Annotated in this window: 19 protein-coding genes and 1 pseudogene; 9 read left to right on the forward strand and 11 right to left on the reverse strand. The window is 62.8% G+C overall.

The genetic code is table 11. The features are described from left to right. The first annotated feature begins 1 nt into the window (after position 1). Together CRX69_RS00040 and CRX69_RS00045 are read left to right on the forward strand one after the other, a co-directional pair. Positions 2 to 2098 (forward strand): site-2 protease family protein, encoded by a 2097-nt coding sequence (locus tag CRX69_RS00040; RefSeq protein ID WP_107321354.1) that lies wholly within the window; start codon positions 2 to 4, stop codon positions 2096 to 2098. A 9-nt stretch (positions 2099 to 2107) separates the two neighbouring features. After that, positions 2108 to 2599 (forward strand): GNAT family N-acetyltransferase, encoded by a 492-nt coding sequence (locus CRX69_RS00045; RefSeq protein ID WP_047230437.1) that lies wholly within the window; start codon positions 2108 to 2110, stop codon positions 2597 to 2599. Positions 2600 to 2719: 120 nt separating this feature from the next. Here CRX69_RS00045 and CRX69_RS00050 read toward each other — a convergent pair whose 3' ends face one another. Together CRX69_RS00050 and CRX69_RS00055 are read right to left on the reverse strand one after the other, a co-directional pair. Further along, positions 2720 to 3031, reverse strand: a complete 312-nt coding sequence (locus CRX69_RS00050; protein WP_047230436.1) for a DUF6916 family protein — start codon at positions 3029 to 3031, stop codon at positions 2720 to 2722. Between the two features lie 46 nt (positions 3032 to 3077). Then, positions 3078 to 3665 (reverse strand): phage tail protein, encoded by a 588-nt coding sequence (locus CRX69_RS00055; RefSeq protein ID WP_047230435.1) that lies wholly within the window; start codon positions 3663 to 3665, stop codon positions 3078 to 3080. 249 nt (positions 3666 to 3914) lie between these two features. Between CRX69_RS00055 and CRX69_RS00060 the strand changes: the two genes are divergently transcribed. From CRX69_RS00060 to CRX69_RS00080, 5 genes are read left to right on the forward strand one after another with little or no spacing between them, the layout of a single operon-like run. Next, complete coding sequence (locus CRX69_RS00060; RefSeq protein ID WP_107321355.1) at positions 3915 to 4760, forward strand: sulfotransferase family protein; 846 nt, start codon at positions 3915 to 3917, stop codon at positions 4758 to 4760. 52 nt (positions 4761 to 4812) lie between these two features. Next, positions 4813 to 11124, forward strand: coding sequence for an Ig-like domain-containing protein (locus CRX69_RS00065; RefSeq protein ID WP_107321356.1), 6312 nt, complete (start codon positions 4813 to 4815; stop codon positions 11122 to 11124). Positions 11125 to 11164: 40 nt separating this feature from the next. Then, positions 11165 to 12676: a TolC family protein gene (locus CRX69_RS00070; RefSeq protein ID WP_076383244.1), complete on the forward strand. Its 1512-nt coding sequence runs from the start codon at positions 11165 to 11167 to the stop codon at positions 12674 to 12676. A gap of 12 nt (positions 12677 to 12688) precedes the next feature. Then, a complete protein-coding gene (locus tag CRX69_RS00075) occupies positions 12689 to 13474 on the forward strand; it encodes an aspartyl/asparaginyl beta-hydroxylase domain-containing protein (protein ID WP_107321357.1) in 786 nt (261 codons plus the stop codon). Beyond that, positions 13462 to 14418 carry a sulfotransferase family protein gene (locus CRX69_RS00080; protein WP_107321358.1) on the forward strand — a complete coding sequence of 319 codons (957 nt, stop codon included), beginning with the start codon at positions 13462 to 13464 and terminating at the stop codon, positions 14416 to 14418. Before CRX69_RS00075 ends, CRX69_RS00080 begins: the two co-directional genes overlap by 13 nt. A 760-nt stretch (positions 14419 to 15178) precedes the next feature. Here the strand turns inward: CRX69_RS00080 and CRX69_RS27765 are convergent. Next, a pseudogene (locus tag CRX69_RS27765) lies at positions 15179 to 15394 on the reverse strand (DUF6124 family protein); the annotation flags it as partial. A gap of 474 nt (positions 15395 to 15868) precedes the next feature. Here CRX69_RS27765 and CRX69_RS00100 point away from each other — a divergent pair. Then, positions 15869 to 16249 (forward strand): helicase, encoded by a 381-nt coding sequence (locus tag CRX69_RS00100; protein ID WP_047226184.1) that lies wholly within the window; start codon positions 15869 to 15871, stop codon positions 16247 to 16249. A gap of 174 nt (positions 16250 to 16423) precedes the next feature. On the opposite strand, the gene CRX69_RS00105 is transcribed toward CRX69_RS00100, so the two are convergent. The 6 genes from CRX69_RS00105 to exbB all read right to left on the reverse strand — a co-directional run bounded on the left by CRX69_RS00105 (position 16424) and on the right by exbB (position 23368). Next, entirely contained in the window at positions 16424 to 17821 is a 1398-nt protein-coding gene (locus CRX69_RS00105; protein ID WP_047226183.1) for an aminoacyl-tRNA deacylase and HDOD domain-containing protein, read from the reverse strand. Between the two features lie 78 nt (positions 17822 to 17899). Further along, positions 17900 to 19975, reverse strand: a complete 2076-nt coding sequence (gene recG, locus CRX69_RS00110; RefSeq protein ID WP_047226182.1) for an ATP-dependent DNA helicase RecG — start codon at positions 19973 to 19975, stop codon at positions 17900 to 17902. A 9-nt stretch (positions 19976 to 19984) separates the two neighbouring features. Next, positions 19985 to 20905 (reverse strand): hydrogen peroxide-inducible genes activator, encoded by a 921-nt coding sequence (locus CRX69_RS00115; protein ID WP_047226181.1) that lies wholly within the window; start codon positions 20903 to 20905, stop codon positions 19985 to 19987. Between the two features lie 295 nt (positions 20906 to 21200). Beyond that, positions 21201 to 21956: an energy transducer TonB family protein gene (locus CRX69_RS00120; protein WP_076383095.1), complete on the reverse strand. Its 756-nt coding sequence runs from the start codon at positions 21954 to 21956 to the stop codon at positions 21201 to 21203. Beyond that, a complete protein-coding gene (gene exbD, locus CRX69_RS00125; RefSeq protein WP_047226179.1) occupies positions 21953 to 22381 on the reverse strand; it encodes a TonB system transport protein ExbD in 429 nt (142 codons plus the stop codon). The genes CRX69_RS00120 and exbD overlap by 4 nt, the downstream gene beginning before the upstream one ends. Positions 22382 to 22387: 6 nt before the next feature. After that, positions 22388 to 23368, reverse strand: coding sequence for a tonB-system energizer ExbB (exbB, locus tag CRX69_RS00130; protein WP_047226197.1), 981 nt, complete (start codon positions 23366 to 23368; stop codon positions 22388 to 22390). Positions 23369 to 23555: 187 nt separating this feature from the next. Here exbB and CRX69_RS00135 point away from each other — a divergent pair, with 187 nt between their 5' ends. Further along, entirely contained in the window at positions 23556 to 24413 is an 858-nt protein-coding gene (locus CRX69_RS00135) for an SDR family oxidoreductase (protein ID WP_107321360.1), read from the forward strand. 142 nt (positions 24414 to 24555) lie between these two features. Here CRX69_RS00135 and CRX69_RS00140 read toward each other — a convergent pair whose 3' ends face one another. Both CRX69_RS00140 and CRX69_RS00145 read right to left on the reverse strand, forming a co-directional pair. Further along, a complete protein-coding gene (locus tag CRX69_RS00140) occupies positions 24556 to 25296 on the reverse strand; it encodes a hypothetical protein (RefSeq protein ID WP_107321361.1) in 741 nt (246 codons plus the stop codon). A 53-nt stretch (positions 25297 to 25349) separates the two neighbouring features. After that, complete coding sequence (locus CRX69_RS00145; protein WP_003229509.1) at positions 25350 to 25730, reverse strand: RidA family protein; 381 nt, start codon at positions 25728 to 25730, stop codon at positions 25350 to 25352. Positions 25731 to 25749: the final 19 nt, after the last annotated feature.

The raw sequence follows: 25749 nt of genomic DNA on the forward strand, positions 1-25749 counted from the left end.
CATGGGACTGCCGAGCCTGCGGCCAGACCTGCAATTGTCCCCGGCGGCCCCGGACCCGGACGGCTCCCCTCAATGGACCCTGGCCGATCCGGTACGCGGGCGCTATTTCAAGCTTGGCGCGGCGGCGATGCGCATGCTGCGGCACTGGTCCCTTGGTGAGCCGGAACAGGTGCTGCAAGCCGCGAACCGTGAGCCGGGCCTTCCGCTCAATAATGAGTCGCTGGAGCAATTGCTGGGCTTTTTGCGAGGTCACGATCTGATCAGCGCCATGGACCCGCAACAGCGCGACAGCTATCAGTTCAAGACGGCCGCCCAGCGCCAGAGCCTGTGGCAGATCCTGCTGCACCAGTATCTGTTTTTTCGCATTCCGTTGTGGCGCCCGGATGCTTTTCTCAATCGCGCCTGGCCGTTTCTCGCACGGTACGGGCCCGCCATCCTGCGGTATGGCATGCCGCTGACCCTGGGCGTGGGTATTTTTCTGGTGTCGCGGGACTGGCAGCGCTTCGTGGCGACGTTTCCGCACCTGTTCAGCCTGGGTGGCGCGCTGGCGTTCGCGGTGGCGTTGTTCTTCGCCAAGTTGTGCCACGAGTTCGGTCATGCCTTCATGGCCAAGCGCGCCGGTTGCCGTGTGCAGAGCATGGGCGTGGCATTCATGGTGCTGTTGCCGATGTTCTACACCGACGTCAGCGACGCCTGGCGGGTCAATGATCGTCGTGCCCGGCTGCTGATCGGCGCCGGCGGTGTACTGGCCGAATTGCTGCTGGCGTGCATCGCGTTGCTGGCCTGGTCGCTGTTGCCCGACGGACCGGCCCGCACCGCAGCGTTCATGTTGGCCAGCGCCACCTGGATCACCACGTTGATCATCAACCTTAACCCCTTCATGCGCTTCGACGGTTATTTTCTGCTCAGTGATTTCTGGGCAGTGGATAACCTCCAGGGGCGAGCGTTTGCGTTGTGCCGCTGGCGTTTGCGTGAAGCCTTGTTCGGTTATGGCGCGCCGGCTCCGGAACCCTGGACGCCGACAATGCGTCGTCGCTTACTGGTGTGGGGATACGGCGCCTGGCTATGGCGCGCGGCGTTGTTTTTGGGTATTGCCCTGGCGGTCTATCACCTGTTCTTCAAGGTGCTGGGCATTTTCCTGATGTTGGTGGAATTGGTGTGGTTCATTTTTATGCCCATCGTGAACGAATGGCGGCAGTGGTGGAGCCGGCGCGAGCAGGCCCATGGTCCGCGAGTGCTGCTCAGTGGCCTGGTGTTACTGGCGTTGGCGTTGGTGCTGCTGTTGCCCTGGCGTAGCGCCGTGGAGGTGCCGGTCATGCTCGAGGCCGGTCGCGCCAGTGCCTTGCATGCGCCGGTGGCGGCGCGGATCAAACAAGTGAATGTGCATGACGGCCAGACCGTGGCCCAGGGCGATGTGTTGATCGAGCTGGAGTCGCCGGACATGGCCTCGCGCCTGGCGATTGTGCGTCGGGAAATCGAGATCCAGCAGTTGCAGATGCGTCGCCAGGCCGGACGCAGCGAAACCGCCGCCGATGCCGGTATCGTCGAACAACAACTGGCCGAAGCGGTGGCCGAATACCGGGGCCTGGTCGCCCAGCGTGAGCGCCTGCTGTTACGCGCGCCCCATGCCGGACAGGTGCGTGATCTGTTACCACAGTTGTCGGTGGGGCGCTGGTTGTCGCCCACACAGCCGCTGGCGCGGGTGGTACAGGCCGACTCCCGCTTACGCGGCTACCTGACCGAAGCCGAGCTTTGGCGGGTCGAACCCGGGGCCACGGGGCGTTTCATTGCTGACGATCCGATGCACCCCTCGATTGCCGTGCAATTGAACGAGATCGACACCAATGGCGTGGCCTGGGTCGAGCAACAGGCGTTGACGTCGGATCACCACGGGCCGATCGCGGTACGGCGTGACTCGCAGCAACGGGCGGAGCCGGTGCAGGCGCAATATGGCGTGCGTTTAAGTGCTGTTGATAACACGCCTGCGCCGGCGCAACCGCTGCGTGGCGTAGTGGTGTTGCAGGGGCACGGTGAGTCGGTGTTGGGAGCGACCTGGCGTCGGCTGGCGGCGCTGGGTGTCAGGGAAAGCGGGTTTTAAGGAGCGAGCATGAATTCAGTGGCGGCGGAGGGGTTGGTGGTACGGCCATCGCAGGTCAGCGATGGGCCGTTTCTGCAGAGTCTTTACCAGACGGCGCGAGCGGATCTGCAATGGATCGACGGCGAGCACGAGCAAGTACAGCAGGTGATCGCACAGCAGTTCCAGGTGCAGGAGCAAGGGCTTGGGGATAACTTCCCCAACGCCATGCATTACGTCGTGGAAAAGCTCGGCACCGCCATTGGCGCCTTGAGCACTGATTTTGGCCCCAATGAAATCCGTGTGCTGTACCTGGCGTTCATCCCCCAGGCGCGCGGGCAAGGTTACGGTCGGGCCGTGCTGCAAGGGGTACAGAAAGCCGCACAACAGATCCGCTGCCCGGTGGCGACCGTGGTCTGGAGCAGTAACCCGCACGCACGCCAGCATTACCTGGCATTGGGCTTTGAAGTGCAGGAGCGCAACCCGGCGGCGGAGCGGCTGGTTTGGTATCCGAAGGGGAACTGAGCTGCTTCTGGCTCGTGTGGGAGCGAGCCTGCTCGCGATAGCGGTGGTTCAGTTTGAAGTGATGTTGGCTATGCCACCGTCATCGCGAGCAGGCTCGCTCCCACAAGGGATCATCAGTCTTCAGTTAAACGCAATGTAGAAATACCCCAGCGCCGGATCCCGTCCCATGGGCGGTATCCGCGACACAAACACCCCTTCGAGTCTTCCCAGTTCTGGCACCTCCAGGCCACAGGGCCCGTCCACGAAGTCCGTGTTCTGCAGGCTGTTGAACTCCACGCTGAACGGCATGCGCTCAGCGTTCGGCATCTTCGCCCGAGGTGCTTGCTCGAGGGTTTCGAACCGCACGGGCAGGGTACTTCCATCGGGTAGGGTCAGGTTGCTGACCTGGCCCAGCAGCGGCTGGAAATGACGGCTTTGGACTTGCAGCAGCATCTCGGCGCTCCAAAAGGCCGGAGGACCGCAGCCCTCCGGCGGGTGATCAGTTACGGGAGGGGAAAAAGCCTTGCAGGGCGATGCTGAAGTTGATCGCCAGGAACGGGTTCATGATCGCCATCGGTGTACTGCTTCCCGCTGGGGACACCGTGCCGCTGATGGTGGTGGTCACGCCTTGCAGCGCTACCGGTGAAGCGCCGAGCTGGTCGGAATAGATATTCGCTGCGCCCGGTCCGGTGCCCGAGGTGCCGATGAACGAGTTGGTGGCCGTTGGAGTATTCACCGGATTGCTGGCCGGGTTCGCCAGCTGCAAAGCGGTCGCGGCGGTAGCCCCTGTGAGGGCGTGAGTGTGCGCGGGCAGGTTGGCCTGCGTCGCGGTGACGTTTTCGGTGCCGGAGATTTCGCCGATGACACGCGGCGTCAGGCCCAAACCGTTGCCCATGCCCATGGGCAGGCGACCCTGCAGGTTGGGGAGCATGAAGGTGGTCTGGCCGTTGCCCCCGTACGTCACGCCGATCAGGGCGAATAAGGTTTGGTACTGGGAAAGGGCAAGCGTCTGCCCGTTGCACAGGGCCCAATCTCTGGGCGCGAAGTTAAAGGCGAACGACTGGATAGTGCCGATGAATACTTCCATAGAATCCTCATCCATCAGGTTATTGGTATGGCGACTCGTCACGCACGGCTGAGCGTAGACCGAGATATTTCATTCTGCTGGGCTGGAAGGGAGGAAAAATGTTGTCCAGTGGCTTAATCGATTCAGGTTCGCATGGCGCCTATACCGTCCATCTTTTTTACAGATCTGGCTGGGTTTGATATCAAAGTAGTACTAGTCGCGGATTATTTCCTCAGCTACGCTTTGCGCTACAAATGGAATACAAACAAGGTGAAGGGATTGCCGCAGTTTCACTTTATCTCCGGTTTACCGCGCTCGGGCTCGACCCTGCTTTCTGCCATTTTGCTGCAGAACCCGCGCTTTCATGCCGGCATGACCAGCCCCGTCGGTTCGCTGTTCAGCAGCGTCCTGCAGCAATGCAGCGCCGGCAGTGAGTTTGGCTCGGTGATCGACACCGACCTGCGCCGTCGCCTGTTGCGCGGGCTGTTCGACTCCTACTACGCCGACAAGGCCGACAAACCCGTCATCTTCGATACAAATCGCCAGTGGTGCGCCCGCTTGCCTGCGTTGCAGGACCTGTTCCCCCAGGCCAAGACCATCGCCTGCGTGCGCAACGTCGCCTGGGTGCTGGACAGCCTGGAGCGGCTTTACCGCGCCAATCCGTTCGAGAACACCAAGCTGTTCAATGACGATGACGAGCGCAACACCGTCTACAGCCGCTGCGAAACCCTGGCCCAGCGCAACCGCCTGGTTGGCTTTGCCTGGACAGCGCTCAAAGAGGCGTATTACGGCGAAAACGCCGAGTCCATGTTGATCGTCGACTATGACCTGTTGAGCCAGGCCCCGGAGCGGGTGATGCGCCTGGTGTACGAGTTCATCGGTGAGCCCTGGTTCGAACACGACTTCAATCACTTGACCTATGACGCACCGGCCTTCGACCAGGCCTTGGGCGTTGCCGGCCTGCACAAGGTCAAGCCCAAGGTCGCGCCGCAAGCCCGGCGGACCTTGTTGCCGCCGGATCTGTTTGAAAAGTATGCCGAGTTGTCGTTCTGGCGCGATGGGTCCGCCAGCGCTGCCAATGTCATTCGTATGAAAACCGACGCCGCGGTCAACTGATTCGCGGTTTTTTCATTTGCGTGTTTAAAAAGTTCGAGTCCAGGTGAACGTCATGTGGTGGAGCAAAGGCAAATCGCGGGTAACCGAGGGCGCACAGGCCCTGGCATCGCCAATGATCATGTCCCTGGAGCCGCGAATGCTGTTCGACGGCGCGGTGGCGGCGACCGTGGCCGATGCCGCACAGGCGGACGCCCAACCCACTGCAGACGCGGCCAAGACGCCTGCGGCTGACCAGGCTTCAGACAGCCACGCGCCTCAAGGGCAGACCGATGCCACCCAGGCCGCTGTGCCCGGCAAGGCCGTGGTGTTTGTCGATTCCCGGGTCAAAGACTCGGCCAGCCTGCTCGAAGGCGTCGCGCCCGGTACCCAGGTGGTGCAACTGGATGCCACCAAGGACGGCCTGCAACAGATCGCCGATTACCTGGACACCCACCAAGGCATCAGCTCGGTGCAGATCATCGCCCACGGCAACGCCGGCGATCTCTGGTTGGGCAGCAGCTACCTGTCGGCGGACAACGTTGAGGCCCGCAGCGAGGTGCTGGCGCAGATCGGCCAGGACATGAACGCCGGTGGCGATATTCTGATCTATGGCTGCTACACCGCTGAAGGTGACCGTGGCCTGAGCCTGGTCAATTCACTGGCGCAGTTGACCGGCCGCGACGTGGCGGCGTCCATCGATCGCACGGGCCTTGGCGGCGACTGGGACCTGGAAATCGCCACCGGCAACATCGAAAGTGCCAACGTGCTCTCGGCCACTGCCATGAGCGAGTACCAATGGGGCCTGGCCACCTGGACCGCTACCAACAACCTCAATTCCGGTATTGGTTCTCTGCGCGCCGCTTTGGATTCTGCGCAGAATGGTGACATTGTTACGTTCAATGCCGGCATGACTGTCGCATTGACCCAGGTGCTGGTGGTCGACAGCAACGTCACCATCGATGGCGATCTCAACAATGACAACGTGGCCGACGTCACCCTCGACGGGCAGTACCGCACCCAGATTATCAACGTGACGGCCGGCACCACGGCGACCCTCGATGGCCTGGTGATTACTCGCGGTATGGTGGCGGGTAACGGCGGTAATGGCGGCGACGATGCGCTGGTGTCAAAGGGCGGCGGGATCTATAACGCCGGCACCCTGACCCTGAGGAACGTCACCGTCACCGCGAACGCCGCTTCGGGTGGCGGCGGCGGTGGTGGTGTCACGCCGCAATACGCCGGCGGCGGTGGCGGCGGCGGTGGCGCGATCACTGGCGGTACCGGTGGCAAGGGCGGCGATACCCTCAACGCCACTGGCTCCAACGGCTCGGCCGGCCAGGGCGGCGCCGGGGGTGGCTTCTTCAACATGGGCGGGCGTGGTGGTTCCTCCACCGGCGGGGCTGGCGGTTCCGCGTATCCGGGCTACAGCACCGGCTCCGCAGGCGGTACGGCCGTCAGCGGTGGGCTATCCATCGGTGGCGGTGGCGGTGGCGACGGCTATAACGATATTGGCGGCGCCGGTGGCGGAGCGGTCGGTGGTATCTACAACGACACCGGCGCGACCCTGCGAATCATCGGCAACTCGGTCATTTCCAACAACGTCGGCGCGGGCGGCGGCGGTGGTGGCGGTGGCGCTGGCGGTGGTTACAACCACACGGGCGGTGCCGGCGGCGTCGGTGTCGGGGCCATCTGGAACAAAGGCTCGATCCTGATTACCGCCGCCAACTTCGCCGCCCTGGCCGGCAACGTCGGTGGCAGCGGCGTGGGTGGGACCAGTGCCGGCACCGCGGGTGTTTCGCCGGCGTCGGTGGCCAACGTCTACGGCGATGGCGGCACCATCAACACCAACTATGTGCCGGACGAGACGCCGCCCACCGCGACCGTCGTGGTGGCCAATACCAACCTGAACTCCGGTGGCACGTCGCTGGTGACCATCACCTTCTCCGAAGCTGTCACCGGCCTCACTGCGGCCGACCTGACGGTGCAGAACGGCACCATCGGCACCTTGACCAGCGGCGACGGTGGCATCACCTGGACCGGCACTCTGACCGCGGCCAGCAACATCGCCGACACCACCAACATCATCACCCTGAACAACACCGGGGTTGCCGACCTGGCCGGCAATGCCGGCGTGGGCACCACCGACTCGAACAACTACGTGGTCAACGACACCGTGGCGCCCACGGCGTCCATCGTGGTCAGCGATACTGCCCTTCGGGTCGGTGAAACCTCGTTGGTGACCATCACTTTCTCCGAAGCGGTCAGTGGTTTTACCGCAGCGGACCTGACGGTGGCCAACGGCTCGATCAGCGGCCTGAGCTCCAGCGACGGTGGCATCACCTGGACGGCCACCTTCACACCGGACGCTGCGATCACCGACACTTCCAATCTCATTGTCCTGAATAACACCGGCGTGGCGGACCTCAATGGCAACGCCGGCGTGGGGACGACCAACTCCAACAACTACGCTATCGACACCCTGCGTCCGACAGCGACCATCGTGGTCAGCGACACTGCCCTCAGGGTCGGTGAAACCTCGGTGGTGACCATCACCTTCAACGAGGCGGTGAGCGGTTTTACCACCGCTGACCTGACGGTTGCCAACGGTTCGGTTACCGGGTTGAGCAGCAGCGACGGCGGTATCACCTGGACCGGGACACTGACCCCGAGCGCCAGCATCAGCGACACCACCAACCTGATCACACTGAACAACACCGGCATTGCCGATCTGTCCGGGAACGTTGGCACCGGCACCACCGATTCGAACAACTATGCAATCGACACGCTGCGTCCCACCGCCACCATCGTGGTGGCCGATACTGCGCTAAATATCGGCGAAACATCGCTGGTGACGATCACTTTCAGCGAAGCTGTCACGGGCTTTACCCTGGCAGACCTGACTGTGGCCAATGGCTCCTTGAGCGGGCTGAGCAGCAGCGACGGCGGCATCACCTGGACCGCGACGCTCACCCCGAGCGCCAGCATCAGCGACGCCACCAATCTGATCATCCTGGCCAATACCGGTGTGGCGGACGCGGCCGGTAACACCGGCAGCGGCACCACCAGCTCCAACAACTATGCAGTCGACACCCAGCGACCCACCGCTAGCATCGTTGTGGCCGACACCGCGCTGAGCGTTGGCGAAACATCCCTGGTGACCATCACCTTCAACGAAGCGGTAACAGGCTTTACCGCCGCCGACCTGACGGTCGCCAACGGTACGATCACCGGCCTGAGCAGTGGCGACGGCGGCATCACCTGGACCGGCACGTTGACACCAAGCGCTAGCGTCAGCGACACCAGCAACCTCATCACCCTGGATAACACTGGTGTGGCGGATGCGGCGGGCAACGTCGGTACGGGCACCACTGATTCGAACAACTACGCCATCGACACCGCGCGTCCGACCGCGACCATCGTGGTCGCCGACTCGACCCTTGGCGTCGGCGAAACCTCGCTGGTGACAATTACCTTCAGCGAGGCGGTGACCGGTTTCACCCTGGCCGACCTTACCGTTGCCAACGGCAGCCTGAGCGGGCTGAGCACCAGCGATAACATCACCTACACCGCGACTTTCACGCCGAGCGCGGGCGTCAGCGATAGCACCAACCTGGTCACGCTCAATAACACGGGCGTGGTGGACGGCGCGGGCAACACCGGCAGCGGCACCACCGATTCGAACAACTACGCCGTCGACACCCTGCGTCCGACCGCCACCATCGTGGTCGCCGATACGGCGCTGAGCGTCGGCGAAACCTCGCTGGTGACCATTACCTTCAGCGAGGCGGTCAGCGGGTTCGACAATTCGGACCTGAGCGTCGCCAACGGTACGCTGAGTGCGGTCAGCAGCAGTGATGGCGGCCTTACCTGGACCGCCACCTTCACTCCGGCCCTCGGCGTCACCGACACCTCCAACGTCATCACCCTGAACAACACCGGGGTCAGTGACGCGGCGGGTAACTCCGGCACCGGCACTACCAACTCCAACAATTACCAGGTCGACACCAACGTACCGACGGCGACCATCGTGATTGCCGATACCACCCTGAGCATCGGCGAGACGTCATTGGTCACCGTGACCTTCAACTCGGCGGTCAGCGGGTTCGACAATTCGGACCTGACCGTCAGCAACGGCACGCTCAGCACCATGAGCAGCACCGACGGCGGCGTCACCTGGACGGCCACCTTCACGCCGAGCGCCAGTATTTCCGACACCAGCAACGTGATCACGTTGGACAATACCGGCCTGATCAATGGCGCGGGCAACGCCGGTGTCGGTACTACCGACTCCAACAACTACACCGTCGACACGGTGCGCCCAACGGCGACTATCGTCGTGGCCGACACCGCCATTGCCGCCGGCGAGACCTCGCTGGTAACCATCACCTTCAGCGAGGCGGTGACCGCGTTCACCAGTGCCGACCTGACGGTTGCCAACGGCGTGATTTCCGGCCTGAGCAGCAGCGACGGCGGCATCACCTGGACCGCGACCTTCACGCCGACCGCTGGCGTCACCGACACCAGCAACGTCATTTCGCTCAATAGCGGCGGTATCGTCGACCTGGCGGGCAACGTCAACGTCGGCACGACCGACTCCAATAACTACAGCATCGACAGCCAGCGTCCGACCGCGACCATTGTGCTGAGCGACTCTGCGCTGAGACCGGGCGAAACCGCTCAAGTGACCATTACCTTCAGCGAGGCGGTGACCGGCTTCACCAACGCCGACCTGAGCGTGGCAAATGGCACATTGAGCGCGGTGAGCAGCAGCGACGGCGGCTTGACCTGGACCGCCACTTTCACGCCGGACCTGGGCGTGACCGACGCCACCAACCTGATCGTGCTGGACAATACCGGTGTGAGCGATGCGGCGGGCAATACCGGAACAGGCACCACCAACTCGGCCAATTATGCCGTGGAGACGCGGGTGCCAACGGCCACCGTCGTGGTGGCTGATAACGCCCTCAGCGTGGGGGAAACCTCGTTGGTGACCATCACCTTCTCGGAGGCCGTCAGCGGTTTTGACAATGCCGACCTGAGCGTGAGCAACGGCACACTGAGCAACGTCTCGTCCACCGACGGCGGCGTGACCTGGACAGCCACGTTCACCCCGACGAGCAATATCACCGATACCAGCAACCTGATCAGCCTGGACACCAGCGGTGTGGTCAACGTGTCGGGCAACAACGGTGTCGGCGTGGTGAACTCCAACAACTACGCCATCGACACGGTTCGCCCCGGCGCCACCATCACAGTGGGCGACACCAGCCTGGGCATCGGCCAGAGCACTACTGTGACCATCAGCTTCACCGAGGCAGTGTCCGGTTTTGACTTGTCGGATCTCAGCGTCGCCAATGGTGTGTTGTCCAACCTCACCAGCAGTGACGGCGGCCTGACCTGGACGGCGACCCTGACGCCTACCGCGGGCGTCAACGATGCCACCAACCTGATCCTGCTCGACGCCAGCAATGTGCAGGACCTGGCCGGCAACGCCGGCGTGGGCATCGCGATTTCCAGCAACTACGCACTCGACGCCACCCGGCCGACGGCCACCATCGTGGTCGCCGACCCGAACCTGACGGCGGGCGAGACGACTCTGGTGACGTTCACCTTCAGCGAACCGGTGACTGATTTCGATCTGTCAGACCTCAGCGTCACCAACGGTGAACTGACCAACCTGACCACCAGCGACGGCGGTAGGACCTGGACGGCAACGTTCACGCCCACGGTGAACCTCACGGACCCGAGCAACTTCATCGCTCTGGACACCAGTAACGTCAGCGACCTGACAGGCAACGCCGGAGCAAGCGTGGCGGTGTCCAACAATTACGCCATCGACACCGTGGTGGCCAACGATGTGAAGCCACCGCCGGAGTTCCTGACGTCCGACCCTGTCACGGTCGTGCCGCCCTCCGAGGTGCCGTTGCAGCCGATTGTCTTTACGCCGCCAACCGGTGACCTCGGCTCGCCGCTGGGCTTTCCACCGCTGTTTGAACAACGCGACGTGGGCGGCGGCATTCGGCCGATCGGCGACATTTTCATCAACCGTGGTGCACTGGCGCCGAGCTATATCGCCCAGGTATTCAGCTCCGACGCTGCGGGCGATGGCTCCGGCCAGGGCTTCCTGGGCTTCGGGGGTGGCGATGGCGGGGTGTTCGGCAGCAGCACGATCGCCGGTCTGTTCAGCCAGGATGCCGGTTCCGATGGTGAATCGCTGGACGCCTTCGACAGCCAGTCGATGCAGGGCGGTGATGGGTCTCAAGGGGTATTCGGCGCACCAACCCTGGGCCAGCAACTTCAACAACTCAAAGACACCGAGCAGCGTCAGGTCGACAGCCTGGCAATGGCATTGCAACAGGTCGGCATGAGCCAGGCGCAGGCCTGAACAACTAAAAAAATTGGGGCAGCAAGGGGCAATCCAGGGAATGAATAGAAGTCAGAAGTTATTCGCAATGAGTGTGCTGGCGTTGACGGTCAGCGGATGTGCGGTCACCAGCGAGCCGATCGAGCGTAGCGTCAGCGAACAGCGCGCCCGGACCGACCTGCAGAATATGTACAAGGATCAGGAGCCCCTCAGCGGCCCGCTGACCCTGCACCAGGCCATGGCCCGTGCGGTGAAGTACAACCTTGAAGGCCGTTTGAAGATCATGGAAGAAGCCCTGGCCAAGCGTCAGCTGGACCTGGCCAGTTTCGACATGCTGCCGCGCATGGCCCTGGACGCCGGCTACGTGGGCCGCAACAACGTCAGCGCTTCCAGCAGCCAGAGTGTGGAAACCGGTACCCAGTCTCTGGAACCGTCGACCTCCCAGGACCGCGATCGCGAAGTAGCCGACCTGACCATGGTCTGGAACGTGCTCGATTTCGGCGTGAGTTACATCAGCGCCAAGCAGGCCGGGGACCAGCGGCTGATCGTGCAGGAGCGTCGGCGCAAAGTCATCAACACCATCGTCCAGGATGTGCGTTCGGCTTACTGGCGAGCCATGGCCGCCGAGCGCCTGCTCAAGCAGATCGACAGCCTGATGGTCCGAGTCGATACGGCCCGCGGCAACAGTCAGAGCATGAGCGAGCAACGCATTGGCGACCCAGTGCAGGCACTGGGTTACCAGCGTTCGCTGATCCAGGCCACCCGCCAGCTCGAAGAGCAGCGCCGGGCGTTGTCCCTGGCCAAGACGGAACTGGCGACGCTGATCAACCTGCCCCTGGGCACCGAGCTGACCTTGGCCACCCAGGATGAGTACGTCATCCCGGAACTCAAGGTCGACCTCGCGCGCCTGGAACAGGAAGCCCTGACCAGTCGCCCGGAACTGCGCGAGCAGGACTACCAGACGCGCATTACCGCCGCTGAAACCCGCAAGGCCATGCTGCGCCTGTTACCTGGGCTGGAGTTCTCCGCTGGGGGGCATTACGACAGCAACTCGTTCCTGGTGGAGCAGGGCTGGGCTGACTATGGCGTGAAGGTCACCTGGAATCTGTTCAACGTGATCTCCGCCCCGGCGGCCATCAACGTGGCCAAGGCCGGTGAAGAGGTCGCGGCGGCGCGGCGCCAGGCGATGTCGATCGCCGTGCTGGCGCAGCTGTACGTGGCCAATGCCAATTACCGCGAGGCGCTGCGCCAGTTCAAGACCAGCCAGCAGCTGTCGGAGATCGATGGGCAGATCGTGGGTCAACTGCGCAACCGCCATCAGGCCGCCGGCTTGGGTGAGCTGGACCTGATCCAGGGCGAACTCAATACGCTGCAGGCTGACTTGCGGCGGGATCTGGCCTATGCCGACCTGCGCAACGCCTATGGCCAGATCTTTGCCAGCGCTGGCCTCGACCCGTTGCCCGATGAAGTGCAATCGACCCAAGTGCAGTCCATTGCCACGGCGTTGGCCAACCGCGAAGCGGCGTGGGCCCAGGGCGATATCGCGGTGCCGACCGCGGCGGTGACCCAGTAACAGGCCGTACGCATGGTGCGCCCGGCGTTTTCCCGGCTGCCGGTAACGGTGAACCTGCCTTTGCTGTTGCAGGCACTGGCAGCCGTTGAGGACGATCATTGGCAAGGCCACTTCAACAGCGCGTACTACAGTGGTGACTGGAGTGGCGTGGCGCTGATTTCGGCGGTCGATGCCTTGACCCCGTTGTCTCCCGGGCGCGGTCAGCCCGTGCAGCGCGCGCTCTGGTCAGAGGATGACCGGTGGCACGAGGCGTTGCGCGACTGGCCGTTGGAGATCGTCTCGGCCCGCTTGCTGCGACTCGGTCCCGGCGGGTGTATCCACGAGCATCGCGATTATGACCTGGGTGGCGCGAACGCCGATCTGCGCCTGCATGTGCCGCTGCTCAGCCCGTCTGGCGTGGATTTCTGGCTGGATGGGCAACGCATTCCGATGACGGCGGGCGAATGCTGGTTTCTTGATCTGTCGCTGCCTCATCGCGTCGATAACCACAGCAGTCAGCCGCGGATTCATCTGGTGCTCGATTGCCGCCCCAGCCCATGGCTGCAACGGCAGGTCGCCGCCGGGCTGCTCAGCACACCGGCAATCGTGGCTGAGCGAAGTGATCTGGTGTGCTTTGAGCAGCTCGTTGAAACCGACCCTCACCTTGCCCGGACTTTGCAGAGCCTGCATGACGTAGACGCTTTCATTGAGTGCGCAATCGCGATGGCTGCCGCACGCGATTTACACGTTACCCGGGAGCAATTGCAGGCGACCATGCGCAACGGTCGCCGGCAGTGGAGTGATCAGTGGAAGGCCTGAACCTGGACGGCTGGCTGCCGATCCGCGTGTGGCAAGCGGCGGGGCAGTGGCGGGTTGACTGGTGCTGGTTCGGGGAGGAGCGATTGTCGCAACCGTTCTTCGGCGACGCGGTGGAACACGCCCTGCGGTTGCCCTTCAATCAGGCGTTCCGCCGCCAGACAGCCTTGAGCGCCCTGGACCAGTGGAGACAACAAAGCCCAGGCCTGCCCCCGAGTGCATTTATTTTCCATGCCTCCCGCTGTGGCTCGACATTGATCAGCCAGATGCTGGCGCAACTGGACGACCACATCGTCATTTCAGAACCGCCGCCTCTGGATACTCTGCTGCGCAGCGATATGGTGCACGCTGACCGCTGCGTGGCACTCAGGGGGCTGATGTCGGCCTATGGGCAGCGCCGCCGAGGCGTGGAACAGCGGCTGGTGATCAAGCTTGACGCCTGGAACATCGGTGAACTGGCGCTGCTGCGCGAATGTTTTCCCGACACGCCTTGGTTGTTCGTGTACCGCGACCCTTTGGAAATCGCCGTTTCCCATTGGCGTCGTCCCGGCATGCACATGGTGCCGGGGATGATCGGGACAAGCGTGTTGGACGACGGATTGCCCTTCGGCGGCCAGGAAGATTTCATCGCGCGCCGGCTGGGGCGGTTGTTGCAGGCGGGGTTGGAGCACTGCCATGAGTTTGCCGGGCTGGCGGTTAATTACGCTGAGTTGCCTGATGCGATGGCAGGGCGGCTGGCGGTGTTTTTCGGGCTGAATGACGCCCAGCGCCGGCAAGTGTTTGCCATGACGGGGCAGCATGCCAAGCAGCCGGGGCAGGCGTTTGCCGGTGATAGCGAGGACAAGCGTCGGGAGGCTTCGTCACGGCTGCGCGATCAGGTGATGCATTGGGCGCAGGGGTCCTATGAGGCGCTCGAAACCTGGCGCGTTGGCCGGCATCAATGTTGACTGACCCTGCGCAATCGCGAGCAGGCTCGCTCCCACATTTGTTTTGTGCTGGTTTGAGTATCCGCGACTACCCTCAATCCCCTGTGGGAGCAAAGCTTGCTCGCGAGGCGGCCTGACAGCCGGCCTGGCTCTCCCGGTTGTACGTCGATCAAACTGTGGGAGCGAGCTTGCTCGCGAAGGCGGCCTGACAGCCGACCTGGCTCTCTCGGTTGTACGTCGATCAAACTGTGGGAGCGAGCCTGCTCGCGATGGCGGCCTGATAGCCGGCCAGGATTTGGTTGACTGGGTACATATCCGTTGCTGCGGTAGCGGCTGCTGGCGGTTCCGCCCTTACGGCGGGTCACTTTTGGCAAACGCCCCAAAAGTAACCAAAAGGTCTTGCCCCACCACTCGGTGCCTCGCCTAGGCTCGGCATGCCCGAACGCAGGCATTGCTCCGTGGGCCCGCCGCGAAGGGCCATCCATGGCCCAGCGCGGCTATCCCGGCATCCATGCCGGGATGCCCACTCCACAATACCTGCGTTCGGCCAGCGTGGTTAACGGGGCCCCTAGATCAAAAGCCGAAACGAGGCGGCCTGACAGCCGGCCTGGCTTTAGCGGGTGTACACCCATCAGACTTGTTTGAGCAGGACCTGTGGGAGCAAAGCTTGCTCGCGAGGCGGCCTTATAGCCGATCTGGCTCTTGCGGGTGTACTCCAATCCAATTGTGGGAGCGAGCCTGCTCGCGATGGCGTCGGCACCGTTTGCATCAAAGCAAAGCTCTACCCCTTGGCCCCAGGCGCCGCCATTTCTTTTGTTTCCAGATGGTCCAACGCCCGTTCAACCAACAACTGAACCCCATCGGCCATGCGGCTGATCGCCAGGGCTACGCAGCGGCGTGAGTCATCGACATCGTCAGCCAGGTCGGCGGCGATGGTGCTGATGGACAGCAGGTCTTCGGAGGCATTGGCGAGCAGGGTTTCGGTGTCAATGTGGGGGATTCGGTGAAGGCTTGACCATATTCATGTACCAGAGTTGGGGTTGGCATCCTTTCTCTTGCATTCGAAGAGGCGGCAACTGTGCGTAGGTGTGCAAGACCGGTCCGGTACCGCCGGCAGACCCGAAGGTCTCCCACGCACAATCGCCATAACGGACGCGAGCATAAAAAATGCTCGGTCAATAGCTATAACCGATTGGGTACCAGTCCGGACTTGCACGTCCGTATCACCGTTTTTGCGATGACGGACAAAGGTTAGCGGCGCTCGGAAGCACTGCCTAGTTCATGAACAGCCCGGTGTTTTGAAGGAAATCTCCGAGGAACCTGAGAGGAAACGAAAAACGTGAAAAGTTGACTTGGCAGTCATCATGCGAGAAAACTCATCCATCTCCCGTTAAAGCGATCCGATGATGGCGTTCCGCTGTGGAATCGCTAAACTGCTCCCGCCATTCATCTTTTTTACGAGGCCGTGCCCATGAAGTTTCGCTTTCTGCTGTGGATGCTGGGGTTGTTGATGGGCAGGGCCAGCCGGACCAATCCGGCGTTCCAGCAGCAGTTGGGCGATAAGGAGTTGGTGTTTCAACTGCAAACCCTGGACGGCAAGGTCGCCCGGCACTTCACGGTGAAAGACCAGCGCATCACCAGCCAGTCCGGCACTTACCCGACGCCTGCGTTCGCCATCGCCTTCAAGGACGCGGCTTATGGCTTTGCCACGATGCAGGCGAAGAACAAGCAGTTGGCGTTCATGACCGGGATTCAGGACAAGTCGATCCAGATCAAGGGCAACCCGGCGTTGGTGATCTGGTTTCAGGGGTTGATGCGGTATTTGAAGCCGAAGAAGGCCAAGAAGGTTTAGTCGAGAACCCTGTGGCGAATCAGCCAGGATACGCTCGATCGTTCCCACGCTCTGCGTGGGAACGTCGCCAGGGACGCTCCGCGTTCCGCTTCTGGGATGTGACGCAGAGCGTCACGGGATGCATTCCCACGCAGAGCGTGGGAACGATCAAAGCTCAGCGGCCTGCGTCAGCGGTCAGTGGCTGAACTGCGAAGCCAGTTCGCGCAACAACACCTCAGCCTCCAGCACTTTGCTGACCACTTCATTGGCTTTGTCGCGACTCAGGCCGACGCGTTCGAGCAGTGCGTCGGGAATCTCCTCGTCGGGACCCGAGCCAATGCCACGGGCGCGCAGCAGGCGTACGGCCAGGCACACCAGGTTCGGGTAGGCGGCGTATTCGCCGTCGTAATGTGGGTCGTGCTGGAAGCGCAGGGCGGTGGCCAGTTCGTCGGGCATGTCCCAGTAGCGCATCAGCCATGAACCGATCTGCTCGCGACTGATGCCCAAGAGGTGCTGCTCCACGTAGCTGTGGCACAGGTGCGGGTTGACCTCCAGGTGCCGGCAGATCAACGAGAAGTGCGGCGGGAAGACGTGGGCCAGCAACAGATAGCCGAAGTTGTGCAGCAGGCCGGACAGGTAGGTCAGGCCGCCTTCTGGGCGCTGGGCGCGCGGCATGGCACGGGTCAGGCCCTCGATGACGGCGGCGGTGTAGATCGACTGATGCCAGTACGGCGTGGTGTGTTGCGGGTGGTCCTTAGGCAGGCTCAGGGTCTTGCCCAAGGCCAGGCCCAGTGCCAGGTTGATCACCAGATCGAAGCCCAGTACCCGGACGATGGCGTCTTCCACCGAACGGATCTTGCCGGGCGAGGCGTAATACGGCGAGGCAGCCCAGCTCACCACTTGCGCGGCCAGGGCCGGATCGGTTTCCACGACGCCGGTGATGTCATCGATGGTGGCGTCCGGGTCGACCCGCAGCTTGATGATCTTCTGCGCCGTTTCGGCCAGTGGTGGAATTTCGATGGTTTCTTCCAGCCGTTGCTGGATACGTCGGGCGGTGAACGCCTGCACAGCCTGAGTGATTTCCGCGCGGTCGTCGTGCGGGCGATCAAGGTTGGGGGTGATGTTGCTCACGGCTTCGCCGAAGGTCGCGGCACTGGCCTTGGTGAGCATGCTCTTGAAGGCTTCGCTGGTCACTTCCAGCAGCAGCCCTGGTTCGCCTGAGTTGATCAGCAGCTTCGGCTCGCGCAGCAGGCTTTCTTCATACAGGCAAGGGGAGCTGGTCAGCGCCGGCAGGCCGGGCAGCAGGCTCAGGCTATGTTTGCCGAGCATGCGCTCCAGACGGTCAGTAGGTACCGCCGTGAGTTTGCGACCGGTGAGTTCGGCCAAGCGGTTGAGGTCCAGCAGTTGGCTTTGCGGAAACAGCACCATGAGGGCGCCAACGGCATCGTGCAACAAAACAGCCTGCACTTTACGGGCGGGATTCAGGCCTGGTCGTTCGATTACTTCGTCAAAGCCGATGCCCAGTTTCTCGAGCAACAGCCGAATAACAGACGGAGCGTGCGGGGTTTCGGGGACGAGGGCAGCTTCTGTCATGGTCTGTATCCGTTTTCCTACAAGTTCAGCAGTATAACCAGCTTGCCGGGCAGGCGCGCCCAGAAACTGAGAGCGTGCTCACACTTGGCCGTATTGCTGCCCGTGACGCAACCAGCGATCCAGCAGCGGGCTGACATGCTCCGGCCAGCGCTCCAGCAGCGCCTGGGCGGCGTCGCGTACGGCGGGGAGCAGATCGGCGTCGCGCATCAGGTCGGCTACCTTGAATTGAAGCAGGCCGGTCTGGCGCGTGCCGAGCATTTCACCGGGTCCGCGCAATTCCAGGTCTTTTTCGGCGATGACAAAACCATCGTTGGTTTCGCGCATGATGCCCAGGCGCTGGCGACCAATCTGCGACAGCGGCGGGTGATACAGCAAGACGCAATGGCTGGCGGCACTGCCCCGGCCGACGCGGCCGCGTAGCTGGTGCAACTGTGCCAGACCCAGGCGCTCGGGGTTCTCGATGATCATCAAGCTGGCATTGGGCACATCGACCCCGACTTCGATCACCGTGGTGGCGACCAGCAATTGCAGCGCCCCGGCCTTGAATTCGGCCATGACGGCGGCTTTCTCGGCGGGTTTCATGCGCCCGTGGATCAGCCCGACTTTCAGTTCGCCGAGGGCGGCGGTGAGGTCTTCATAGGTGGTTTCGGCCGCCTGGCAGGTCAGCTCTTCCGATTCTTCAATCAGCGTGCACACCCAATAGGCCTGTCGCCCTTCGGCGCAGGCACCGCGCACGCGCTCGATCACTTCGACGCGCCGGGTGTCGGTGACCAGCACGGTATTGACTGGTGTGCGTCCGGGAGGCAGTTCGTCGAGGATCGAGGTGTCGAGGTCGGCATAGGCGCTCATGGCCAGGGTCCGCGGAATCGGCGTGGCGGTCATGATCAATTGGTGAGGGCACATCCGCCCGCCCACGCCTTTCTGCCGCAGCGCCAGGCGCTGCTGCACGCCGAAGCGGTGCTGTTCGTCGATGATCACCAGCGCCAGGTTCTTGAACTGCACTTCGTCCTGGAACAACGCATGGGTGCCGACCACCATCGGTGCGCCTTCGGCGATCTGCGCCAGGGCGGCTGCGCGATTCTTTCCCTTGAGCTTGCCGGCCAGCCAGGCGACTTCGATCCCCAAGGGTTCGAGCCAGCGCTGGAAGGTGATGAAATGTTGTTCGGCGAGAATTTCGGTGGGCGCCATTAACGCCACTTGATAGCCGGCTTCCAGGGCCTGGAGCGCGGCGAGGGCGGCGACCACGGTCTTGCCGGCACCCACATCGCCCTGGATCAGCCGCAGCATCGGCTCGGGCTGGCTCAGGTCGTAGGCGATTTCGTTGCCGACCCGCTGCTGGGCCCCTGTGGGTTTAAAGCCGAGGTTAGCCAGGTAACGGGCGGGCAGATCCTTGGCCTTGGGCATGGCCGGGGCGCGCAGGGAACGCAGGCTTTCGCGCAGGCGTTGCTGGGACAGTTGATGGGTCAGCAGCTCTTCAAAGGCCAGCCGGTGCTGGGCCCAGTGATGCCCCAGGGCCAGTTCGTCGACATCGGCGTCGGCTGGCGGATGGTGCAGGTAGCGAATCGCATCAGCCAGCGGCGCCAGTTGATAATCCCGGGCCAGTTCGTTGGGCAGCCAGTCGGGCAGGCTGCTGGGGCCGAGCAGGGTCAGGGTTTGCTGGCAGAGCTGGCGCAGACGCTGTTGGGTCAGGCCTTCGGTGAGCGGGTAGACCGGGGTCAGGGTTTCATCCACCGGGGGCGGCTCGTCGCCGGTGATGGCGCGGTATTCCGGGTGATAGATCTCCAGCCCGGATGCACCGGGCCGCGCTTCACCGTAGCAACGCACGCGGGTGCCACGCTTGAGGCCCTCCTTTTGCGCATTGCTGAAGTGATAGAAGCGCAGGCTCAGCCCGCCGGTGCCGTCCTGCAGGCGCACCACCAGGCTACGGCGCCGCCCCATGACCACATCGGCGCCGCTGACGGTGCCTTCGATCACGGCGTCCTGGCCCGGACGTAAATGCCCGATGGGCACGACGCGGGTGCGGTCCTGGTAACGCAGCGGCAGGTGGAACAGCACGTCCTGAAGGTTTTCCAGGCCAACCTTGGCCAGCTTCTCGGCCATGGCTTCACCGACACCCTTGAGTGCCGTGACCGGCACTTTCGACAGCTCAGTCATGGCCGGGGCTTACTTGGCAGTGGGCGGCTTGGCCACGGAACACAGGCGGATCGAGTCAGCGAGGATCTCGATGGCCTTGGGTCGCGGAAAGCTGGCGCGCCAGGCGATGGCAACGGTGCGGAACGGCACGGGCGGCGTCAGTGGGCGAACCTCGATCACGCCAGGGGCGTAATGATGGCTGTCCACCGCCGAGAGCGGCAAAATCGAAATGCCCAGGCCCGAGGCGACCATGTGGCGAATGGTTTCCAGGGAGCTGGATTCCACCGTGGTGTGCTTGGCGCCTTCGCTGCCTTTGGTCAGGGTCGGGCAGGCTTCCAGCACCTGGTCGCGGAAGCAGTGGCCTTCGCCGAGCAGCAGCAGGCTCTTGTCGTTGAGCAGGCCGGCGTCGATGGATTTTTTCTGGGTCCACGGATGCTGGGCCGGCATCAACACGTAGAACGGCTCGTCGTAGAGCGGCAGGGTCAGGACATCGGCTTCGTTGAACGGCAGGGCGATGATGATCGCGTCCAGTTCGCCGTTGCGCAGTTTGTCGCGCAGCACATGGGTGAAGTTTTCTTCGATGTACAACGGCATCTGCGGGGCGACCCGGTGCAGTTGCGGAATCAGGTGCGGGAACAGGTACGGGCCGACGGTGTAGATGGCGCCGACTTTCAGTGGGGCGGTCAGCTGGTTTTTGCCGGCCTGGGCCAGTTCACGGATGCCCTGAGCCTGTTCCAGGACTTTCTGTGCCTGGGCAACGATGCCTTCGCCCACTGGGGTCAGGCGCACGGCGCTTTTGCTGCGCTCGAAAATCAGCACGCCGAGTTCGTCTTCAAGCTTTTTCACGCCCACCGAAAGCGTCGGCTGGCTGACATGGCAACGCTCGGCGGCGTGGCCGAAATGTTGCTCCTGGGCGAGGGTGACGATGTAGCGTAATTCTGTGAGGGTCATGGCGAGCGTCCGTGAAGTTGCGAGCCAAGCATACCGGCTGCAATCGATAGACGCACGTTATCAGACTGGGGGCGCGGTGTGACACTGCCTAATGTGGGTATGGTGAGGGGATTTAACGACGCATATGGATTATTTGTGGGAGCAAGGCTTGCCCGCGATGAAGCTAACGCGGTCCTCTCCGGAACCGAGGTGCCTGTATCGCGAGCAAGTTTTGCTCCCACAGGCCCCCTTGCTCTACAGATACATTCCCTTCACCAGAAACAATAAGCCCCTGTAACAGGGGCTTGCCAATGGGTTAACGCCGACGCTTGTCGATGGAGTACACGAACGGCGCGACGATTTCGATGGAGCCGTTAACCAGCATGTCGGCCGGAGGCTTGGGCAGCGGTTGGGCGCGGCGAATCATTTCCAGGGTCGCCCGGTCCAGGGCGGCGTTGCCGGACTTGCTCACCAGCTCGAAGGACAACACATTGCCTTCGGCGTCCACCACGAACCGTAAACGGTTCAAGCCTTCCTTGCCGCGCGACTGGGCGCTGGCGGGGTATTTCTTGTACTTGCCCAAGTGCGCAAGCAAGGTGCCTTGCCAACTGGCCTTGGCCGCCATTTGCGCGGGGGATGGGCCAGGCGCCGGTTGCGCGGATTTCTCGGTCGGTGCCTTGGTCGGTTGAGTATCGCTGGGCTTTTGCTCCGACGGTTCTTCCTTGGGCGGTTCCGGTTTTTTCTCCACGGGCTTGGGTTTGGGCTTGGGCGGTTTAGGCTTGGGCTTGACCGGCTTGGGCACCGAAATCTCCGGTTTCTCGGCTTCGGCGATTTTAGGCAGCGGCAGTTCTTCGACCGGCTCCGGAGGCTGCGGTGGCGTGACGACTTTAGGCGGTGCGGGCGGTGGTGGGGCCGGAACCGGCGCCAGCTCGACCATCATTGCCTGGGGCGGCAATTCAATGGGCGGGTTTGACGTCCAGTTCAGGGCCAGGGCAATGGCGAGCGCATGCACGCCCAGCACCACGGCCAGGCTACCGCTGTAACGCGTCAGCTTTTGGCGCGTCGTGATCATTTCTTGGGCGCCGTCTCAAGTCCGACCAGGCCGACCTTCAGGTATCCGGCGGCGCGCAGGGCGTCCATCACGCTCATCAAGTCGCCGTAATCCACGCCTTTATCCGCCTGGAAGAAGATCGTCGTGTCCTTTTTGCCTTGGGTCTTGGCGTCGAGGGTCGCGCCGAGGCTATCGGCCTTGACCTCGTCTTCGCCCAAGAACAGGCGTTGGTCAGCCTTGACGCTGAGGAATACCGGTTTTTCCGGCCGCGGCGAAGGCTTGGCCGTCGAAGCCGGAAGGTCGACCTTGATGTCCACGGTGGCGAGCGGAGCGGCCACCATGAAGATGATCAACAGCACCAGCATCACGTCGATGAACGGCGTGACGTTGATTTCGTGGTTCTCGGCCAGATCGTCGTCTGCGCCTTCTTTCAAATGCAGGCCCATGGCCGATTACCCCACTTTCACCATGTGCGGTTGCGAGCCACGCTCGGGTGGCAGGTGGTCGAGGTCGCGGCTGACCAGCAACAGGACTTCGGCCGAAGCGTCCGAGACCTGGGCCTTGTAACCGGCAATGGAGCGGGCGAACACGTTGTAGATGACCACCGCCGGGATCGCTGCGACCAGACCCAGAGCCGTCGCGAGCAGGGCTTCGGCGATGCCAGGCGCCACGACAGCGAGGTTGGTGGTCTGGGTCTTGGCGATGCCGATGAAGCTGTTCATGATGCCCCACACGGTGCCGAACAGGCCGACGAACGGCGCGGTGGAACCGATGGTGGCGAGCACGCCGGTACCGCTGCTCATGTTGCGACCGCAGGCTGCGACCAGGCGCTCGAGGCGGAAACTCACGCGCTCCTTGATGCCTTCCTTCTCACGACTGTTGGCCGACAGGCGCATCTCTTCGAGGGCGTCGTGAACCAGCAGATTGGCCAGGGTGCCCTCTTTGGCCGCAGAGGCGCTGGCCTCTTTGAGGGTGGTGGCTTTTTTCAGGTTGGCGATTTCACCGCGCAAGCGGCGCTTGGCGCCCATCAGCTCGAAGCCCTTGGCGATCCAGATGGTCCAGGTGATGATCGAGGCGATGGCCAGGCCGATCATGACGATCTTCACGATAATGTCGGCGTTCTGGTACATGCCCCATGGCGACAGATCGTGGGCCATGCCCAAGGTATTGTCGGCTTCGAGCATTTGAGGTGCGTCTGCGGCGTCGGCTTCGACGGCCTGGGCCGGCTCGCTGGCCTGAGGAGCCGCTACAGGCTCGGCTGCATCGACCGGCGCCTGGCTGGCGGCGGGTGCGGTGGCCGGGGTCGTGGCTGGCGCTTGGGCATCGGCGAACGCGGCGGCGGGTGCTAGCAGCAGGCTGAGCAGCAGGGCTGCCATGGCACTCCAGGCGCGAGGTCGGTTGGTTGGCGAAGCGGAGGGGAGATAGCGTGTCATGCTGGCCGGACCTGAGAGAAAAAGAAGGTTGATGTTCTTCCAGGCCTCGTGGGCCGAGAACAATACTGGCTCGCATTATTGCAAGTAATTCTTGTTAACAAAAGTAATACAGTATCTTTTTTTCCTGCATTGCTAGCCGCTCGTCCCCTCTGGCAGCTAGTCTGCGGCTTTACGAGAGGAGATTTTGATGTCCGCGCCTTCTGTTTTGATCGCCGGCTGCGGTGATATCGGTGGCCGCCTGGCGAGTCAGTTGCGGGCCGAGCAGTGGCAGGTCTACGGCTTGCGCCGTACGGTTTCGCAGCTGCCGGCCGGGGTTGTCGGGGTAGCGGGGGACTTGTTCAACGAGCAATGTCCCGCTGATTGGCCCACCGGTCCACTGGATTACGTGGTGTACAGCGTCGCCGCCACCGAGCATGACGAGGCGGGTTACCGCGCGGCTTATGTCCAAGGCTTACAGCATGTGTTGAGCTGGCTGAAGCAGCATGGACAGCAGCCAAAACGACTGCTTTTTGTCTCCAGCAGCAGCGTCTACGGACAGAAGGGTGGTGAGTGGGTCGATGAAAGCTCGCCCACCGTGGCCGGTGGCTATTCCGGTCGACTGATGCTCGAAGCCGAACAGGTGGCGCTCGACAGCAGCATCCCGGCCAGCCGCGTGCGTCTGACCGGTATCTATGGTCCGGGCCGTGAATGGTTGCTGAGCCAGGTGCGCCAGGGCTATAGCGTGGTGGAGGACCCGCCCCTCTACGCCAACCGCATCCATGCCGACGACGCGGCGGGCCTGCTGGCCTTCCTGCTGGAAGCCGACCGCCAGGGCAAGCCCCTGGAAGACTGCTACATCGGCGTCGACGACACTCCCGCCGCGCTGGCCGAGGTGGTGGGTTGGCTGCGTGATTACATGGGCGTCACCCAATGGGCCGAAAACGCCAGCGTCCGCCGCGCCGGCAGCAAGCGCTGCAGCAATGCACGGGCGAAGGCCCTGGGCTGGACACCGAGGTATCCGAGTTTTCGTGAGGGGTATGCGGCTATTCTGGAGGGGCGCTGCTGATCTTTTAAGCACCCCAAAAACAAACGGTGGGAGCAAAGCTTGCTCGCGATAGCGGTTTTACAGCCAACAGAGGTGTTGTCTGTGACGACGTCATCGCGAGCAAGCTTTGCTCCCACAGGCTCGATCCCACAGGGAGTCCGAGTTACTGCTTCTCCAACACCCACTGCCGGTCACCCGGCGTGAACGAAGGCATTTCATCCGCCAGTGCCGCATTCACGGTCTGGAAAATTTCCAGCTTCTTGCCGTCGCGAGAGAAGATCCAGGTATTGCCCTGGCCGTTCTGTTGCAGCCAGATGTTGTCGTTGCCGCCGCTCATGGACGCGCAGTCGCCGGCCAGGCACAGGGCGTAGCGGTCGGCGCCTGGTAGTCCGCTGACCTGGCCGTCGAGTTGGAACTGCACGCTGGCGCCCTGGCCAGGGCCGTTGACGATGTTCCAGGTGCCGCCCAGATAAGCGGTATACAGCGCCCGTTCGAAACTGGCGCCCAGCGGCGCCCCCTCGGGCACCTGGACCTGGGCGCGCTCGAACACTTGCTGCGGCTCGTTCTCGGTGGCGGATTGGTTCAACTGGTCGCCGTCGCGTTGCAGTTCGCTGGCGGAGCTGCCGTAGAAATCGACTTTCCACGCACCGTCTTCTTCGCCCAGCAGCTTGCCTTCGACATTCTCGAAACCGTTGGTGTAACGCGCCTGGCCGGCCCGGGTGTTGACGTCCCATTCCAGGTTCGGGCCATAGGCCTGCAGCGCCTCGCGCAGCGGGCCGCCCTTGGCGGCGGCGTCGATTGCCGCCTGGTTGATCCAGGTGCCGCTGATATCACGGTCGGCAGGGTCGCTGGCGCAGCCGCCCAACAGCAGGGCAGCCAGCGAAAGAGCAAGCGCTTTGCGCATGGTGGAATCCTTAAACGAAAACGGCGCAGCCGGGGGAGGCTGCGCCGGGCGTGTTACTCGATGACCAGGATGGCGTCCATCTCAACCTGCGAACCCTTCGGCAGGGCTGCTACGCCGATGGCGGCGCGGGCAGGGTAAGGCTGGTCGAAGTACTTGCCCATGATCTCGTTGACCTTGGCGAAGTGGCTCAGGTCGGTGAGGAAGATGTTGAGCTTGACGATGTCCTTGAACGAACCGCCGGCAGCCTCGGCCACGGCCTTGAGGTTCTCGAACACCTGCACGGTCTGGGCTTCGAAGCCTTCTACCAGTTCCATGGTTTTCGGGTCCAGCGGGATCTGGCCCGACATGTACACGGTGTTGCCCGCCTTGATTGCCTGGGAATACGTACCGATGGCGGCCGGGGCTTTGTCGCTGGTGATAACGGTCTTGGTCATTTATGACTCCTTGTAATGG

This window comes from Pseudomonas rhizophila, assembly GCF_003033885.1.
In the GTDB taxonomy this organism is placed as follows: domain Bacteria; phylum Pseudomonadota; class Gammaproteobacteria; order Pseudomonadales; family Pseudomonadaceae; genus Aquipseudomonas; species Aquipseudomonas rhizophila.

Bases quoted from the DNA above. Each gene is read 5' to 3' on its own strand.
- CRX69_RS00040 (WP_107321354.1), top strand. From the start codon at position 2: ATGGGACTGCCGAGCCTGCGGCCAGACCTGCAATTGTCCCCGGCGGCC.
- CRX69_RS00045 (WP_047230437.1), top strand. From the start codon at position 2,108: ATGAATTCAGTGGCGGCGGAGGGGTTGGTGGTACGGCCATCGCAGGTC.
- CRX69_RS00050 (WP_047230436.1), bottom strand. From the start codon at position 3,031: ATGCTGCTGCAAGTCCAAAGCCGTCATTTCCAGCCGCTGCTGGGCCAG.
- CRX69_RS00055 (WP_047230435.1), bottom strand. From the start codon at position 3,665: ATGGAAGTATTCATCGGCACTATCCAGTCGTTCGCCTTTAACTTCGCG.
- CRX69_RS00065 (WP_107321356.1), top strand. From the start codon at position 4,813: ATGTGGTGGAGCAAAGGCAAATCGCGGGTAACCGAGGGCGCACAGGCC.
- CRX69_RS00070 (WP_076383244.1), top strand. From the start codon at position 11,165: ATGAATAGAAGTCAGAAGTTATTCGCAATGAGTGTGCTGGCGTTGACG.
- CRX69_RS00075 (WP_107321357.1), top strand. From the start codon at position 12,689: ATGGTGCGCCCGGCGTTTTCCCGGCTGCCGGTAACGGTGAACCTGCCT.
- CRX69_RS00100 (WP_047226184.1), top strand. From the start codon at position 15,869: ATGAAGTTTCGCTTTCTGCTGTGGATGCTGGGGTTGTTGATGGGCAGG.
- CRX69_RS00105 (WP_047226183.1), bottom strand. From the start codon at position 17,821: ATGACAGAAGCTGCCCTCGTCCCCGAAACCCCGCACGCTCCGTCTGTT.
- recG (WP_047226182.1), bottom strand. From the start codon at position 19,975: ATGACTGAGCTGTCGAAAGTGCCGGTCACGGCACTCAAGGGTGTCGGT.
- CRX69_RS00115 (WP_047226181.1), bottom strand. From the start codon at position 20,905: ATGACCCTCACAGAATTACGCTACATCGTCACCCTCGCCCAGGAGCAA.
- CRX69_RS00120 (WP_076383095.1), bottom strand. From the start codon at position 21,956: ATGATCACGACGCGCCAAAAGCTGACGCGTTACAGCGGTAGCCTGGCC.
- exbD (WP_047226179.1), bottom strand. From the start codon at position 22,381: ATGGGCCTGCATTTGAAAGAAGGCGCAGACGACGATCTGGCCGAGAAC.
- exbB (WP_047226197.1), bottom strand. From the start codon at position 23,368: ATGACACGCTATCTCCCCTCCGCTTCGCCAACCAACCGACCTCGCGCC.
- CRX69_RS00135 (WP_107321360.1), top strand. From the start codon at position 23,556: ATGTCCGCGCCTTCTGTTTTGATCGCCGGCTGCGGTGATATCGGTGGC.
- CRX69_RS00140 (WP_107321361.1), bottom strand. From the start codon at position 25,296: ATGCGCAAAGCGCTTGCTCTTTCGCTGGCTGCCCTGCTGTTGGGCGGC.
- CRX69_RS00145 (WP_003229509.1), bottom strand. From the start codon at position 25,730: ATGACCAAGACCGTTATCACCAGCGACAAAGCCCCGGCCGCCATCGGT.